Source organism: Bacillus sp. FSL K6-3176 (assembly GCF_038003325.1).
In the GTDB taxonomy this organism is placed as follows: Bacteria; Bacillota; Bacilli; order Bacillales; family Bacillaceae; genus Bacillus; species Bacillus altitudinis.
In genome coordinates this window covers 543,586-558,318 of the sequence record NZ_JBBOOX010000001.1, presented here as the reverse complement: position 1 = coordinate 558,318, position 14,733 = coordinate 543,586, and the positions used below count along the sequence as shown (strand labels likewise).

Below are 14,733 nucleotides of genomic sequence, written 5' to 3'. Positions count from 1 at the left end.
ACCTTTGCAGCCCTAGGAAGGACGAGTACTGGCGCGGAGCGAATTTGACATTCGTGAGCACCAGCACGCAGGACTGACAACGAATGCGAGGGTTTGTCTACACGCTGAAGAGACCTTATTTGAAAGGTCTCTTTTCTATTATTCTCCTGATGCCTCTTCTGTCGCCTTCCCCTTCCAAATAAGGGTTAAGCCCAATCCAAGAAATAAGACAACACCTGCAAACAGGAATGGGAAATGAATATTTTGATCGAATAATATGCCGCCAAGTGCCGGGCCAAAAATCGTACCAAGGCTTGTGTAGGTAGAGTTCATCCCTGCGACAAATCCTTGCTGATTGCCAGCGATTTTTGATAAGAAGGTCGTGAGTGCAGGGCGCAATAAATCGAACGCAAGGAAAATCACACACGTCACGATCAGCACAACCATAAAACCTGACACGACTGTGGAAACAAAAGCGAGAACTGCTCCAACAATCAAGCATAGTTGAATAACTCGTTTCTCCCCAAGCGCATTCACCATTTTACCAAACACAAGGACTTGGATGATGACGGCTACAATTGAACTGACGGTAATGATAATCGCAATATCCTTCGGACCAAATCCAAACTTGTGATTTGTAAACAAGCTAAAGACCGTTTCATATGCAGATAGTCCAAACGCCAGCACAAACACAATGATGAAGGCGATGAGATAGCTTGGATGAATCGATTTTTTCAAGTCTTTAAAGAAGGTCGATTCCTTCACTTGATCCATTTGTTTCTCTCGCTCTTCTTTTGTTAATGGTTCCTTCAGCATAAACATAGACGAAATCACAGCAATAAATGCAATCCCTGCTGCAAAGAAAAACGGCAGGCGAACGCCATATTCTGCAATAAATCCACCAATTCCCGGGCCGATGATAAAGCCGGTACTAATAGCAGCGGATACATACCCCATTGCCTTTGATCTTTCTTGAACGGTTGTGATATCAGCGACATAGGCAGTGACAGCCGGCATGATAAATGCTGCACTAATACCGCCAAGAACCCTTGCAAAATACAGAACATATACGTGTGTTCCTAAGCCAAAAACGAGTTCTGATAACGCAAATAGAAAAAGGCCTGACACAATCATGATCTTTCTTCCGTATCGGTCTACCCATCTTCCCGCAATAGGTGATGCGATAAGCTGTGCAACGGCAAACGCCGCCACAAGATATCCCATCGTACTGCCCGTTAAATGCATGACATTCATAAAGAGCGGCATGACAGGTATAATCAGACCGATACCTAAAAACGCAATAAATATATTACTTAATAAAATAACAAGTACGGCTTTTTGCTCACGAATCGGTTTTTGCATGATGTTTGTTTCCCCTTTACTGACTCACTTGTTACTCATGATGGTTGGTTCCGTGAATAAACAATGAGATCGCCTCTTTTTGTAATTCCTTTTTCTGCTGCATCGTGTCATTTTTATATAACACGTCTAATCCATAAAATACAGAAAGTAATATTTTCACTTTTGATTCAACATGCTGAATCGACCAGCTGCCATCTTCGTTTCCTTCAAGCAGGATGTCTCTCATCACATCATCAAAGTCTACATCAATCTTGTTCAGCCGCTCCATGACTTCATCTGATGTAAATGCACTGGCACAGAATTCTTCACTTGCTCTCATTAAAGGATAGTTAATCCCCATTTGACTAAGTAGCTCTGCAAACCCTGCGAGCTTATCAATGGCCCGGTGCAGCGTTTGTTTCTCTTCATGCCACGTCTCCATCATGAATCGATGATCCTCTTCCATAATATGAAGGAACAAAAACTCTTTTCCTTTAAAATGATGATAAAGGTTGCCTTTACTTATCTCAGCTGCCTCTAGAATATCTCGCACGGAAGTTTCCGAATATCCTTTTTTCGCAAATAAATCACGTGAAGCGGTGACAATTTTCTGCTTCGTCTTTTCACTTTTTCCAGCCCCGCTCTGTGCACTTGTCATCTATGAACAATCCCTTCTACCTTGCTTTTCTTCACATGGACAAATAAAACCGACCAGTTGGTTTATTTTTTTATTATAAATGGAGATCGCCCATAATACAATGAAAAAGTCATCGACTTCTTAAGGAGTGAATCTCAGTGAAAACAAACAAAACGATCATTTATGCCATCACCAAAAAGGACGTATACTTGTTTTTCTTTTATGATCTATTCATTGCCACCTTAGCCTACTACATGTTCAAAATCAAACCAACTATGTTTTATGAATGCTTAGGGATAACAGGAAGTATTCTTTGTCCGTTGTTGATGAGAAAGTGGAGGTAGAGGTCATTTTCTCAGTAGTCTATCCTCCTTTTATTTAATTTTTCTTAACATTTAACTTCACTTAAATATTAAGATCGCATATAATATAGGAGAAAAGAGGTGATGTCATTGGATGAGGATATCATTCATTACAGCAAAAAAATCATTGAGTACTCAAATGCACTAGGTTCTATCTATGTAGAAGAGTATCAACGATTCTTAAAAAATGAGTATGCAGATTTAACAAGCAAACAAGAACTGACCCTTGAATTGCTGCGGTCGAAGACGAGAACAATCAATGAACTGGCTGATTATTTCTCCATTTCATCTAGTGCCGCTAGCCAGCTCATATCAAAGCTTGAGCAGCTTGGATATGTGAAAAGAGAGATTAATCCACATAACCGTAGAGAAATCATTGTTGATTTTGCTCAAAAGGGCCATGACTATCATAAAGATATTGAAAAAATTCAGCTGCATCTTATTCAAAAATACTATGCCCAGCTTTCAAAAGAAGATCTAAAAACATTATTATCGCTTTACGAAAAAATCTATCAAATTGCGAAAGAAACGCCTTAACCTGGCGTTTCATGCATGAATATGTAAGTTAGATAAACGATGAAAGGGATGATCAAATGGACAGGATTCATTTGCAAGATGGACGTCATATTGGTTTGTCTCAATACGGTGATCTTGAAGGATTCCCAGTATTCTTTTTTCATGGGACACCTGGATCGAGAGTGATGTTTTTAGATGATGATCCAATCTCAAAAGAGCTTGGCATTCGTCTTATTTCTTTAGACAGACCTGGTTTTGGTTTATCTGATCCGCAACCGAACCGCACTATTTTAGACTGGGCAAAAGACGTACAGGAAGTGGCCGATCATCTTGACATCTCCCATTTTTCAGTGATTGGTGTCTCTGGAGGCGGGGCATTCGCTGCTGGTTGTGCCTATCAATTGCCAGACCGCATTCTTTCAGCTGCTCTCGTCTCAAGTACCACCCCATTTCAGGATGGTAAACCGCCTAAAAGTATGCTAAAGGAGAACAAGATTGCCTTTTTCCTCAGTAAAAGAATGCCTTGGCTCTTAAAGGCAAGTTATCGCGCTCAGAAAAAACTCATTGAAAAGAAACCAGAGAAATTCAAGAAACTAACGAAAAAAGGGAACAAACATTTACATCCATCGGATCGGCAATTTCTTCAAACCGATGAGCAACTGGAGCTGATGATGCGGCATTTATACGAAGCTACTCGTCAATCGGTTGATGAATGTATTCATGAACCAGATTTACTCTCACGGTCATGGGCATTCGATATGAAAGATATACAAATCCCTGTGGATGTCTGGCATGGAAAAGAGGATCAGATGGCCCCTTTTGCAGAGATAGAAAGCATTGCTCCCAACATTCCAAACGCCAAAACGCACTATATCGAGCAAGCAGGACATTTTCTTACTGATATAGATGATGTTTGGAGAGACATTTTACTCTCTTTAAAAAAACGGGCTGAACATCAGGTACACATATAAAAAAAGACCCAATGATACGTCGGGTCTTTTTCTTTTTAATACTGCTCGTAATAGGATTGAATTTTATCTGGATCTTTTGTTTTCGTCAGAGCCAGCATGAGTAGAATGCGTGCTTTTTGTGGATTTAATGAATCCGATGAGACAAAATGATGTTCATCATCCATTTTTTCATGTGTGACAATGCCATTTCCTGCACGGCTTGACCTCACAATCACCACGTCTTTTTTCACAGCATCTGTTGCCCCATTGATCGCTTCTGTTGACATCGTTCCATTTCCTGCGGCGGCAACGACAATGCCTTTCGCTCCTGCTTTAACCGCAGCATCATACACATACTTTTGATCATTTTGATAGCCGTATAAGATATCCACTTGCGGCAGTTCTTTTAGCTTTGAAATATCGAATTCACTGTCAGCTGTATGTTTTCTTGTCGGTTCGTTATAAAAAGAGACAACTTCACCCGCCACTTCTCCAATGTACCCTTGCTCAAGAGACTTGAACGAATCGGTTGTGGTGGTATTTGTCTTCGTAATAAAACGAGCAGAGGCAATTCGGTCATTTAATGTCACCATTACACCTTTGCCTTTGGCTTCTTTTGTCGAAGCAATTTTCACTGCATGATACAGGTTAAGCGGGCCATCCGCACTAATGGCAGATGCCGGCCTCATGGAACCCACAACCACCACTGGCTTATCACTTTTTACAACCAAATGTAAAAAATAGGCCGTTTCTTCTAATGTATCTGTACCATGTGTCACCACAATGCCATCCACTTGATCATCATTTAAAAGCTGATTGACTCGTTTCGCTAATTTTAAAAGCAGAGCGTTATCCACATTTTCACTGCCGACGTTCGCTACTTGCTCACCCGTGACATTTGCAATATCCTTCAGCTGTGGTACGGAAGCAATGACTTTATCGATTCCAAGTGCACCAGATTTATATCCAGTCGTATCTGTATTGCTGTCTGAACTACCGGCAATCGTTCCGCCTGTTGCCAGCACCTTAATATTGGATAAAGATTTATTCCCTGTCTCAACAGCCGTGTTTTTTTCTTTTGTTTCACTGGTAGTGCTTTCTTGATTACTTTGATTATTCTCTTGAGTGCTATCGTTCGCACAAGCTGCGGTCACCAATAGTGAAACAGAAAGAAGGGCAGCACCAAACCATTTTGTTACGTTCATAAGATCATCTCTTTTCTTAAATGTGATGAATAATTATCTGTCTATAGGGTTTACTTTATACCATTCCTTCATTCATCAGCATGAGGTGAAAGTCACAGAACCAAATAAAGGAAAAAGGACACTATTATCAAAATTTATTTATACCATAATACCTAAATTGACTTCAGAAATCGTTCTCAACCCATTTATGATAAAATATAGGAAATCTTACAAAAAAGGAGTACATACAGTGCGTTCCGTTCAACCATTTTACAAAATTCTACTCACACTATTCTTCAGTTCCATTTTACTCAGCTTGTTCGTATGTTTGTATCCACCGATTCAGGGCGAGCCTGCGTTTATGATGCTTTACACTCCCATCTTTTTTGTTTATTATTTCATCTTTGCGGTACCTTTACAGTTGTTGTTTTCTTTACAGCCCAAGGCTTTTCATCCTCTTTATTTAGCGGCTTACTTACTGATAGCAATGATTGTCATGCTTTTTGTTATGGATGGAATTGAGAGCTCCACATCCCTTCCGATCATGATTGTCAGCAGTCTCATTTACTGGACCTGCGATTCTTTCATTCATCAAAGAAGCATAAAAAAAACACCTAATGTGTAGGTGTTTTTATCTATTCTAGTATGTGTTGACAGTGCTCCACATTATCCAAGACATCTTTCGGCTCGGTGACCTGCTGATCACTAAGAGAATCTATCCTCATTGATTGGAACTTTTTATTTCATGCTTGTGCCAGCGTGTGAAAAGATGGGGTCCTTCAATTCAAAATCAAATGTCTTCCCATCAACGATACCAACTGTTTTTGAACTGTCGTAAAGCTCAAGCAAGCACGCTGCCATTTCTTTTGATGTGTGATATTTCTTGATAGTGCCTTCATATTCGAATTGATCGACATCTAATGAACGCTTTGCAAATTCCGATTCTGTCGCAGCAGGCGCTAATACTTTTGCCTGTAATTTGGCTCCTTTTTCTTTCAATTCTAGGGCCAGTCCTTCAGTAAAGGCGCTCACATAAAATTTCGTGGCTGAATAAGTGACAGCATTTCCGACGACGGTATAACCCGCTCTTGAAGAGATATTGATTAGCTGTGTCCCCTCTTTTTGCTCATAATCACGGACAAACAGAGTGGATAAAATTGTTAACGCTTCAATATTGAGATGAAGCATGTCCCCGATTTTTTTCACATCCTGCTCTCCTATTGAACCAAAATGGCCAAACCCAGCATTATTAATGAACGTATCCAGCTCATCACCAGCTAATGACTCATAGAAAGAATACACTTGCTCTCTGTCTGTTAAATCAACAGACTGGATTTTCACTTGAATATCGGGATATGTTTCTAGAATCTTTTCTTTCAGTTCTTGGAGTTTATCAAGCCGGCGTGCAGCTAAGATCAGATTTTTTCCTCTTGCTGCAAAGGCCAAAGCCGTTTCATATCCAATACCTGAACTTGCTCCTGTAATGACTGTATAGCCCATTGTATATCCCCCTATTCGTATCTTCTAGCTGTTTAAAGTATAGCGAGAGCATGTGACTCTAGTCAATTTTGAAGAGATTCAAAGAGACATGAACAACTGAACGTTCAGCTTTTAATTGGTTTCTTTTGAATCATGTTGGAGAATAGCCTGCTGAGCTTTTTTTGTTAATTTGTGAAAAACCAGTTGATAGGAATGTTCAATTAGCTCTTCGACAAATGAAGATGGAATATCTGCATCAAGATAAATAGAATTCCAATGCGTCTTATTCATGTAATAGCCGGGAATAATTCCTTCATGCATTTCTCTTAATTCTTCAGCGCGTTGCGGATCACATTTTAAAGTGATGACTGGCTTGCGATCGACGTCTCCCCCCATCATGGCGAACATCTTTCCACCTATATGATAACGATCTGCCTGCCACTCAGGTTGATAGTCGTGGGTTGCTCCTTGTAAAGAAAGACAAAATGCCTGTAGTGTCTCTTTTTTCATTCTATTAGCTCCTTTTTAGATGTCTTCTATCTTTCTATTATATCGACTGCTGTGATTGTTGTATCTACACTTCTTTTCAAGACGTCAGCAAGAACAAAAAAAGCACAGAAAAAAAGTCTGTGCTTTTTACTGATATCCGAATATTTCTTATTCAAACGCCTTCTTAAGCTGATCGCTCATCAGATGCCAAGCCTCTTCAGCTATCTCTAAGTCTCCGGCATGAGTGAACGCATGAGGGACTCCTTTAAATTGTTTGTATGTGACATCTACCCCTGCTTCTTTTAACTTGTCCGCATAATGCTCAGCTTCTTCAGCTAGTGAATCCTTCTCAGCTGTGATAACAAGAGCTGGGGGCATTTGTGCTAACACTTCTCTCTCTGCAAAGACCGGAGAAACGAGCGGATTGTGCGGGTCTTGACCTTGCAGGTAGAAGGCATTAAACAGTCTCGCCAATTCAACTGGAATTGCTTCTTCAAACGCTGGCTTTTGTGCTGGATCAGTAGCTAAATCAAGCGGCGGATAGTCAAGCACTTGATAGACAATCGGAAGTTTGTTCCCTTTTTGGATATCAAGCAAACAAACCGCTGTTGCCAAATTCCCACCTGCACTATGTCCACCAATGGCTAATCGATTTGGGTCTATTTGTAGTTCTTCAGGATGTTCATATAACCATTTCATCACATCGTAGCATTCATGAAGAGCGGCCGGGAAAGGGTGCTCCGGTGCCAGCTGATACTCCACATTGACGACGATACACTCCGCACGATCTGCTATGACCGGACACCAGTGATTATCCATTTCAGCACTTCCAAGTATAAAACCGCCCCCATGCAAATTCACGAAAACAGGAAGGGGTTGTTTCAATGTTTTCACAGGTTTAAATACCCACACCTTTGTTTCACCAGCACCAGTTGGGATATCATATTCCATTTTGTTCACTTCAGGAGGGTGGACTGGCTTTAATTCTGATTGACCAGCTAATGAATCTTCAGCTGGTTGACGTAATGACTCAGCCATTTTGATTTGTTCGTCTAAGTTCATGATCTCAGCTCCTATCTTATTCTTTTATCTCTATCCATTCGTTACGAATTTCGTCTTTTCCTTCAATGTCGTCAGAGAGTCGTTGCTTTTTATCTATCTCCCCATTTTTAGCTCCTTTGAAACAAACATTCACCCCTATGAATAAATAAAAAAAGCACTGTGGCGCTAAGTCCTCAGTGCTTTTCATATATTATGATACTTGTTGTTCGACTTTCACTCGTTTAATAAAGAAAGCAATCACCAAGCCAATCACTGTCATAATGACAGCAAAGATAAAGGCATGCTGGACGCCATTTGTAAAGGCGAGTAGCTTATTGACTGGATTTGCGGGTTCAGCCACATTTTCCATAAAGCTGCGCGCTCCTGATGAAAGGATCGAGATACCAACCGCAGTCCCAATCGCTCCTGACACTTGCTGCAATGTATTCATAATCGCTGTACCGTGCGGATATAGCTCTGGCGGCAGCTGATTCAAACCGTTTGTTTGGGCAGGCATCATGATCATCGCAATCCCAACCATTAACGTAATATGAAGCGTCACGATATAACCGATTGACGTATTCATACTTAAGTTCGTGAAGCCAAACATGGTCGCTGCAACGATGACAAGACCTGGGATGACAAGCCATTTCGGCCCAAATTTATCAAAAAGCCCACCCATGATTGGCGATAGCAGTCCATTGATAATTCCACCTGGCAATAGCATTAAACCGGCTGTAAATGTAGACAGTGCCAAGGACGTTTGCAGATATAATGGCAAAATCATCATAGCAGACAGCATCACCATCATACACACTAAAATCAGAAGTAACCCGATCACAAACATTGGATATTTAAATGGGCTTAAATTCAACATCGGTTCTTTCATGTTTAACTGTCTTAGGGAGAACACAAGAATGCCAATGACACCTACAACAATCGCCACAATCACATGCATACTGCTCCAGCCGCCGCCTTCACCAGCACTGCTAAAGCCATACACAATTCCACCGAAACCGATGGTTGATAGCACAATCGATAAAATATCGATTTTCGGTCTTGTGGGTTCCGTAATATTTTGCATAAAAATATACCCAAATACGAGTGCAGCAACCAATAACGGAAGCGAAATCCAAAAAATCCAATGCCACGTTAACGATTTAAGAATGAGACCAGAGACCGTTGGACCCACTGCTGGGGCAAACATAATGACAAGACCGATAATCCCCATTGATCTACCTCTTTTATGAGGTGGAATGATGACCAAAATCGTATTAAACATCAATGGAAGAAGCAAGGCTGTTCCTACTGCCTGCACCACACGTGCCACCATTAAAATACTGAAGACAGGTGCAACGGCCGCAATAAATGTACCGATGATCGAAAAGACCAGTGAGGTGATGAAAAGCTGTCTTGTTGTAAACCATTGAAGAATGAGGCCTGAAATTGGAACAAGAATCCCTAGTGTTAATAAATAGCCGGTTGTAAGCCACTGAGCAGTCGTTGCTTCAATACCAAAATCTAATGTTAAACTTCTCAGCGCCATGTTGAGTGCCGTTTCACTAAACAGTCCAATAAATCCAGCTGTGATAAATGAAATAATAATGGGCAGCGTTCGAATGTCGGAAGCTGCTGTTTGCTGTTTGTTCATATTAAGTTGGCTCCTTTTCTTTTTCAATTTTGATAAACCATAAGTAGTTAGGCTGGACAGAAATGAGCCACTTCAATGTCTAGGAAAAGACAGACAAAACCTGTCTTTCCGCAGCGAATTGTGCAATTTTTTCAATTGAGTAGCCGGATTCATGAATATAAAACATGAGTTCAGGCGTCATTGGAGAGGACATACATAATGTCGTCAACTCAATGTCTTGTATGTTCGCTTCTCCTTTTACTTTCGCTTCCTCGAGCAAATCACGAATGATTTGTTTGAGTGATTGACTGTAATGAGAATCATACACCTTACTTGTCTGCTCTAAATTTCCAGAGATCGTCAGCATCCGAATCCAGTCTAAGTGATGACCAACGATGAGATGGATCTCCTCGAGAACATATTGCAAACGATCTTGAACCGGCTGATCACTTATTTTATTTAAGTAAAGATGCAAAGCAGGGATCAGCTGTTCAAATCTCTCACCAAGAATAGAGAGACACAAATCACTTTTATTTGCATAGCGGCGGTAAAGGGTCCCTTGACCAACACCAGCTGTTTTTGCGATTTTATGCATGCTGACATTCTCTACACCAAACTCTTGAAACAAAGAGAAAGCGACCTCTTCAATTTCCTTTCCAATATCCTTTTCCATGCTACCTCACCTTCTCTAGCTTCATCCACATCACATCTATTTGTATGTTTTGATTCAAGGCTCTTTAGGTTTCATTTAGGACAATTGTCCCGGTATTATCTTACGGACAACTGTCCGCTTTGTCAATCATTCTTTTCTGGCGATTTTTACTATCATTTGACTGATACACCTGTTGTAACTATAATGGTTACAAAAAGTGATAGAGGTGATTGGATTGAATACATTCCTATTCGTTCATGGTGCATTCCAAGGAAGCTGGTGCTGGGACCAAATAAAACCTTCTCTTCAACAGAAAGGTCATACAGTGATAGCAATTGATTTACCTGGCAGTGGCGAAGACGCCACGCCTCCACAGGACGTATCATTAGAGAGCTATGTAAACAAAGTCGTCACAACGATTGAAAAAATAGACGAACCCGTCATTTTAGTTGGACACAGTATGAGCGGGATGGTGATCTCACAAGTAGCTGAGAACATTCCAGACAAGATCAAAAAACTAGTATATGTCTGTGCATTTGTTCCTGAAAACGGACAAGCTATTAGTGATATCGCATCAGGCGGTCCTAAAGCAACGTTTGACGAAAAGAATCAGACCATCACATTAATGGAAGAATTCATTGCGAAGGATATGCTCAACGAAAGTTCGGAGGAAGATCTGCAATTGTTTAAAAAGAAAATACGTCCACAGCCTGTTCAGCCTTTTGAAGATCAAGTTTCATTAACCAATGAAAGATTTGGAAGAGTGCCCAGTGTCTATATTGAAACAACAAATGATCGCTCCATTCCGATTGACTTGCAAAGACAAATGTATGCCACTAAACCTTTTGAGCGCATCTATACCCTTGATGCCGATCATTTCCCTTTCTATTCTAGAAAAAAAGAGCTTGTGGACTGTTTATTAGATATCGCAGTTACAGAAAGATAGTAAACAGCATAAGATAAATATTTTGGGATGAAAAAGAGAAAACATATGTAAAGGATGAAAAACCCAATCATCACTACTGGCGTTTTTGATCCTTTTCTATTGATACCTCAATTCCCATGAAATAAGAGAAGATTCTATCAAACTCAACTGCTTAATATCAGAAATTAGACCGATTTTCCATTTTACAAGAATCATGTATGATCAATTAAGAAAGCGCTTCCAAAAAGGAGAGGAGAATGCTTATATGTCTTATCGTGTAAAACGGATGCTGATGCTGCTTGTCGCTGGGTTATGCTTGAGCTTGTCCACATTTACAGCTGGTGCCTCGGCACAAACTGGTGGATCATTCTATGAACCCTTTAACAATTACAATACCGGGTTATGGCAAAAAGCTGATGGGTACTCGAACGGAAATATGTTTAACTGTACGTGGCGCGCAAACAATGTCTCCATGACGTCGTTAGGGGAAATGCGATTATCGCTCACTAGTCCTTCGTATAATAAGTTTGACTGTGGGGAAAACCGCTCCGTTCAAACATATGGCTATGGACTTTATGAAGTCAGCATGAAACCAGCCAAAAATGTTGGGATCGTATCTTCGTTCTTTACTTATACTGGACCGACGGATGGTACACCTTGGGATGAGATTGACATTGAGTTTCTCGGAAAAGATACCACGAAGGTACAATTCAACTATTATACCAATGGTGTCGGAAATCATGAAAAAATCGTCAACCTTGGTTTTGATGCAGCAAACTCTTATCACACATATGCGTTCGACTGGCAGCCTAACTCGATTAAATGGTATGTGGACGGTCAATTAAAACATACGGCTACTACTCAAATCCCTCAAACACCAGGAAAGATTATGATGAACTTATGGAATGGTGCAGGTGTCGATGAATGGCTCGGCTCCTACAACGGTGTTACTCCACTTTACGCTCATTACAATTGGGTACGTTACACAAAAAGATAACCACATCACAAAACCTGTGACAAGTCACAGGTTTTTCTTCATTTAAATAGAGCTCGTTTTTAATTGATGAACTAGTTTTTGTTCGTAACTGTGGATAATATCTTAATACTTTCAATCTTGTAATCTAACCGTTTAATCGTTTCTTCGATTTCCTTTTGTTTGTCTACGAGTCTTTCTCTCTCATTGACCAAAATACGCTTCCTTGAGGACAATGTACGATCCTCTCCCTCGATAAATAAAGCCGTATATTCTCTAAGAGCATCAATTGACAGACCCGCATTTCTCATACATTTAATAAATTCTATCCATTGAATATCTTCTTCTGTATAATCACGAACACCATTTTCATCACGCCTGATCGGTCTAATTAAACCTATATTCTCATAATACCTGAGCGTAGCAGTAGATAAATCGAGCTGCTTGGCGGCTTGTGCTATTTTCATTGTTTTCACCCTTCTCTTCTTTCTCTTACTTGACGATCTCCCTTTTCCCATCATCTCCATTTTAATCGAGAAGACAAGATACTTTTGGCTCAAATCTTGATTCAAGCCTGATACTATAGCCTGAATTCAAGCGATCTGAAGGTTCTATGTTGACTTAAAGTTCACTTTAAGACGTACAGTATAGAGGAAGGACCGAATCTTACTTTTGAAAGGATGATCAAGAATGTGTCAGACGCACCAATCAAACGTTTTAAGTGTTTCCCATGCAAAAGCAAACTTTGAACGGACAACCATTGAACGAAGAGCACTTCGTCCACATGATATTTTAATTGATATTCAGTTTAGCGGGATCTGTCATTCAGATATCCACAGTGCCTTTGATGAATGGGGCGGCGGTATTTTCCCAATGGTTCCGGGTCATGAGATTACTGGAGTTGTTTCAGCTGTAGGGGATGCTGTCACGAAATTCAACATTGGTGATCGTGTAGGCGTCGGTTGTTTTGTCGATTCTTGCGGTACATGTGAATATTGCCAAAATGGAGATGAGCAATATTGCAAGAAAGGAGTCGTTCAAACTTATAATAACCTCGATTATGATGGAGAACCAACTTACGGCGGCTACAGTCAGAAAATTGTTGTGACAGAACGATTTGTTGTCAATATTCCTGACCAGCTCTCCCTCGATGTCGCCAGCCCTCTTCTCTGTGCCGGCATCACAACGTATTCTCCGTTAAAACACTGGAAGGCTGGGCCTGGCAAAAAAGTGGCGATTGTCGGAATGGGCGGTCTAGGTCATGTCGCCATTCAATTTGCACGCGCACTTGGCGCTGAAGTGACAGTATTAAGCCGCTCTTTGAATAAAAAAGAAGTGGCACTATCATTTGGTGCAAGTGACTATTTTGCTACAAGTGACCCTGATACGTTTAAGACACTAGCCGGTCAATATGATCTCATTCTCAATACCGTCTCTGCCAATATCAACGTGGATGCCTATTTGTCCTTACTTCGTGTTGACGGAACATTAGTGAACGTCGGTGCACCACCAAAGCCAGACAACTTCCATGTGTTTTCATTAATTACGGGGCGTCGCAGCATCGCCGGCTCACTCGTTGGTGGCATCCAAGAAACACAAGAAATGCTCGATTTCGCAGCTGCTCACAAGATCGCACCACAAATTGAAGTGATCAACGCAAACCAAGTCGATGAAGCATATGAACGTGTGCTAAATAGTGATGTGCGTTATCGATTTGTGATTGATATTTCAACATTATGATCGGATTCTATTTGGAAAGACCAGCTCAATGTCTGGTCTTTTTTTAATGATGGATATTCTGTTTTTCTTGTAGCAAGGATTCTTGAGGATATGATCAAAAACCACCCGAAATTTTCATGAAAAAATCTCACTTTTTTAGAACCAAATTTATTGACAGAAAATAAATAAACATGTTATTATTAAAAATTTGATTATTTTACCTCTAAATGTGGTACCCTTAAAGTAGATACATGATATGGAGGCGGATGATATGTTTCAAATTGGTGATAATATTGTTTATCCAATGCACGGAGCAGGTATAATTGAAGCCATAGAAGAAAAAGAATTCTCTGATGAAAAACAATCGTATTATGTCATTAAGATGGCCGTTAGCCGTATGAAAGTGATGATTCCTACAAGGAAGATGTCAAGGTCAAAGATAAGACCAGTTACAGATATACTTGCCTTAAAGAACATCATACACACTTTCCAAAATGGAACATCAGATAAGTTATTGCCATGGAAAGAGAGATATAAAATCAACACAGACAAAATAAAAACGGGCCACATACTAGAAGGCGCTGAAGTGGTACGTGATCTCATGCGGATGAAGAAAGAAAAAAAACTGAATGCAAGCGAAAAGAAAATGCTTGACGATGCTCATGGTTATTTGCTTAGTGAGCTAGAAGTCATCAAAGGAATCACTGAAAAACAAATCAAGAGTTTCTGCTAATATTGTCTACCTGCTTCCCCATTTTTTGAATACATTTTCTCTACGAACAAATCCCTCTATCTTCGACCAGTAAAGAAAAAAGAATTTATTTAGGCAAATTCCGCATATTGTAAATCCAATATG

At 40.3% G+C, this 14,733-nt stretch carries 16 protein-coding genes; 7 read left to right on the top strand and 9 right to left on the bottom strand.

Annotation, left to right across the window (positions count from 1 at the left end; all coding sequences use genetic code 11):
• Positions 1 to 138 precede the first annotated feature (138 nt).
• Both MHB38_RS02780 and MHB38_RS02775 read right to left on the bottom strand, forming a co-directional pair.
• Positions 139 to 1,341, bottom strand: coding sequence for an MFS transporter (locus MHB38_RS02780; RefSeq protein ID WP_025206810.1), 1,203 nt, complete (start codon positions 1,339 to 1,341; stop codon positions 139 to 141).
• Between the two features lie 31 nt (positions 1,342 to 1,372).
• Positions 1,373 to 1,978: a TetR/AcrR family transcriptional regulator gene (locus tag MHB38_RS02775; RefSeq protein WP_017366681.1), complete on the bottom strand. Its 606-nt coding sequence runs from the start codon at positions 1,976 to 1,978 to the stop codon at positions 1,373 to 1,375.
• 137 nt (positions 1,979 to 2,115) lie between these two features.
• Between MHB38_RS02775 and MHB38_RS02770 the strand changes: the two genes are divergently transcribed.
• The 3 genes from MHB38_RS02770 (at position 2,116) to MHB38_RS02760 (ending at position 3,806) form a co-directional block, all read left to right on the top strand.
• Positions 2,116 to 2,301: a hypothetical protein gene (locus MHB38_RS02770; protein ID WP_024719177.1), complete on the top strand. Its 186-nt coding sequence runs from the start codon at positions 2,116 to 2,118 to the stop codon at positions 2,299 to 2,301.
• 102 nt (positions 2,302 to 2,403) lie between these two features.
• On the top strand, positions 2,404 to 2,856 hold the full coding sequence (locus MHB38_RS02765) for a MarR family winged helix-turn-helix transcriptional regulator (RefSeq protein ID WP_007496431.1): 453 nt from the start codon (positions 2,404 to 2,406) through the stop codon (positions 2,854 to 2,856).
• A 56-nt stretch (positions 2,857 to 2,912) separates the two neighbouring features.
• Positions 2,913 to 3,806, top strand: coding sequence for an alpha/beta fold hydrolase (locus MHB38_RS02760; RefSeq protein ID WP_017366679.1), 894 nt, complete (start codon positions 2,913 to 2,915; stop codon positions 3,804 to 3,806).
• 35 nt (positions 3,807 to 3,841) lie between these two features.
• Here MHB38_RS02760 and MHB38_RS02755 read toward each other — a convergent pair whose 3' ends face one another.
• The 6 genes from MHB38_RS02755 to MHB38_RS02725 form a co-directional block, all read right to left on the bottom strand.
• Positions 3,842 to 4,990: a type II asparaginase gene (locus MHB38_RS02755; protein WP_007496435.1), complete on the bottom strand. Its 1,149-nt coding sequence runs from the start codon at positions 4,988 to 4,990 to the stop codon at positions 3,842 to 3,844.
• Between the two features lie 717 nt (positions 4,991 to 5,707).
• Positions 5,708 to 6,469: an SDR family NAD(P)-dependent oxidoreductase gene (locus MHB38_RS02745; RefSeq protein WP_017366677.1), complete on the bottom strand. Its 762-nt coding sequence runs from the start codon at positions 6,467 to 6,469 to the stop codon at positions 5,708 to 5,710.
• A 111-nt stretch (positions 6,470 to 6,580) separates the two neighbouring features.
• On the bottom strand, positions 6,581 to 6,958 hold the full coding sequence (locus MHB38_RS02740; RefSeq protein ID WP_007496439.1) for an MmcQ/YjbR family DNA-binding protein: 378 nt from the start codon (positions 6,956 to 6,958) through the stop codon (positions 6,581 to 6,583).
• A 147-nt stretch (positions 6,959 to 7,105) separates the two neighbouring features.
• Positions 7,106 to 7,999 (bottom strand): alpha/beta hydrolase, encoded by an 894-nt coding sequence (locus MHB38_RS02735; RefSeq protein WP_007496440.1) that lies wholly within the window; start codon positions 7,997 to 7,999, stop codon positions 7,106 to 7,108.
• Between the two features lie 190 nt (positions 8,000 to 8,189).
• Positions 8,190 to 9,629 (bottom strand): DHA2 family efflux MFS transporter permease subunit, encoded by a 1,440-nt coding sequence (locus MHB38_RS02730; RefSeq protein WP_202734683.1) that lies wholly within the window; start codon positions 9,627 to 9,629, stop codon positions 8,190 to 8,192.
• A 79-nt stretch (positions 9,630 to 9,708) separates the two neighbouring features.
• Positions 9,709 to 10,281: a TetR/AcrR family transcriptional regulator gene (locus MHB38_RS02725; RefSeq protein ID WP_202734684.1), complete on the bottom strand. Its 573-nt coding sequence runs from the start codon at positions 10,279 to 10,281 to the stop codon at positions 9,709 to 9,711.
• Between the two features lie 214 nt (positions 10,282 to 10,495).
• Between MHB38_RS02725 and MHB38_RS02720 the strand changes: the two genes are divergently transcribed.
• A complete protein-coding gene (locus MHB38_RS02720) occupies positions 10,496 to 11,206 on the top strand; it encodes an alpha/beta fold hydrolase (protein WP_202734685.1) in 711 nt (236 codons plus the stop codon).
• A 244-nt stretch (positions 11,207 to 11,450) separates the two neighbouring features.
• Positions 11,451 to 12,182, top strand: coding sequence for a beta-glucanase (bglS, locus tag MHB38_RS02715; protein ID WP_007496444.1), 732 nt, complete (start codon positions 11,451 to 11,453; stop codon positions 12,180 to 12,182).
• A 71-nt stretch (positions 12,183 to 12,253) separates the two neighbouring features.
• Here the strand turns inward: bglS and MHB38_RS02710 are convergent, their stop codons facing one another.
• Positions 12,254 to 12,625, bottom strand: coding sequence for a MerR family transcriptional regulator (locus tag MHB38_RS02710; protein ID WP_202734686.1), 372 nt, complete (start codon positions 12,623 to 12,625; stop codon positions 12,254 to 12,256).
• Positions 12,626 to 12,848: 223 nt separating this feature from the next.
• On the opposite strand from MHB38_RS02710, the gene MHB38_RS02705 reads away from it, so the two are divergent.
• Together MHB38_RS02705 and MHB38_RS02700 are read left to right on the top strand one after the other, a co-directional pair.
• Entirely contained in the window at positions 12,849 to 13,898 is a 1,050-nt protein-coding gene (locus MHB38_RS02705) for an NAD(P)-dependent alcohol dehydrogenase (RefSeq protein WP_202734687.1), read from the top strand.
• 250 nt (positions 13,899 to 14,148) lie between these two features.
• Positions 14,149 to 14,610, top strand: coding sequence for a CarD family transcriptional regulator (locus MHB38_RS02700; protein WP_202734688.1), 462 nt, complete (start codon positions 14,149 to 14,151; stop codon positions 14,608 to 14,610).
• Positions 14,611 to 14,733 lie beyond the last annotated feature (123 nt).

Coding starts and splice junctions, on each gene's coding strand:
- MHB38_RS02740 (WP_007496439.1), bottom strand. CDS start 6,958: ATGAAAAAAGAGACACTACAGGCATTTTGTCTTTCTTTACAAGGAGCA.
- MHB38_RS02710 (WP_202734686.1), bottom strand. CDS start 12,625: ATGAAAATAGCACAAGCCGCCAAGCAGCTCGATTTATCTACTGCTACG.
- MHB38_RS02775 (WP_017366681.1), bottom strand. CDS start 1,978: ATGACAAGTGCACAGAGCGGGGCTGGAAAAAGTGAAAAGACGAAGCAG.
- MHB38_RS02760 (WP_017366679.1), top strand. CDS start 2,913: ATGGACAGGATTCATTTGCAAGATGGACGTCATATTGGTTTGTCTCAA.
- MHB38_RS02725 (WP_202734684.1), bottom strand. CDS start 10,281: ATGGAAAAGGATATTGGAAAGGAAATTGAAGAGGTCGCTTTCTCTTTG.
- MHB38_RS02735 (WP_007496440.1), bottom strand. CDS start 7,999: ATGAACTTAGACGAACAAATCAAAATGGCTGAGTCATTACGTCAACCA.
- MHB38_RS02755 (WP_007496435.1), bottom strand. CDS start 4,990: ATGAACGTAACAAAATGGTTTGGTGCTGCCCTTCTTTCTGTTTCACTA.
- MHB38_RS02745 (WP_017366677.1), bottom strand. CDS start 6,469: ATGGGCTATACAGTCATTACAGGAGCAAGTTCAGGTATTGGATATGAA.
- MHB38_RS02700 (WP_202734688.1), top strand. CDS start 14,149: ATGTTTCAAATTGGTGATAATATTGTTTATCCAATGCACGGAGCAGGT.
- MHB38_RS02765 (WP_007496431.1), top strand. CDS start 2,404: ATGTCATTGGATGAGGATATCATTCATTACAGCAAAAAAATCATTGAG.
- MHB38_RS02730 (WP_202734683.1), bottom strand. CDS start 9,629: ATGAACAAACAGCAAACAGCAGCTTCCGACATTCGAACGCTGCCCATT.
- MHB38_RS02780 (WP_025206810.1), bottom strand. CDS start 1,341: ATGCAAAAACCGATTCGTGAGCAAAAAGCCGTACTTGTTATTTTATTA.
- bglS (WP_007496444.1), top strand. CDS start 11,451: ATGTCTTATCGTGTAAAACGGATGCTGATGCTGCTTGTCGCTGGGTTA.
- MHB38_RS02705 (WP_202734687.1), top strand. CDS start 12,849: ATGTGTCAGACGCACCAATCAAACGTTTTAAGTGTTTCCCATGCAAAA.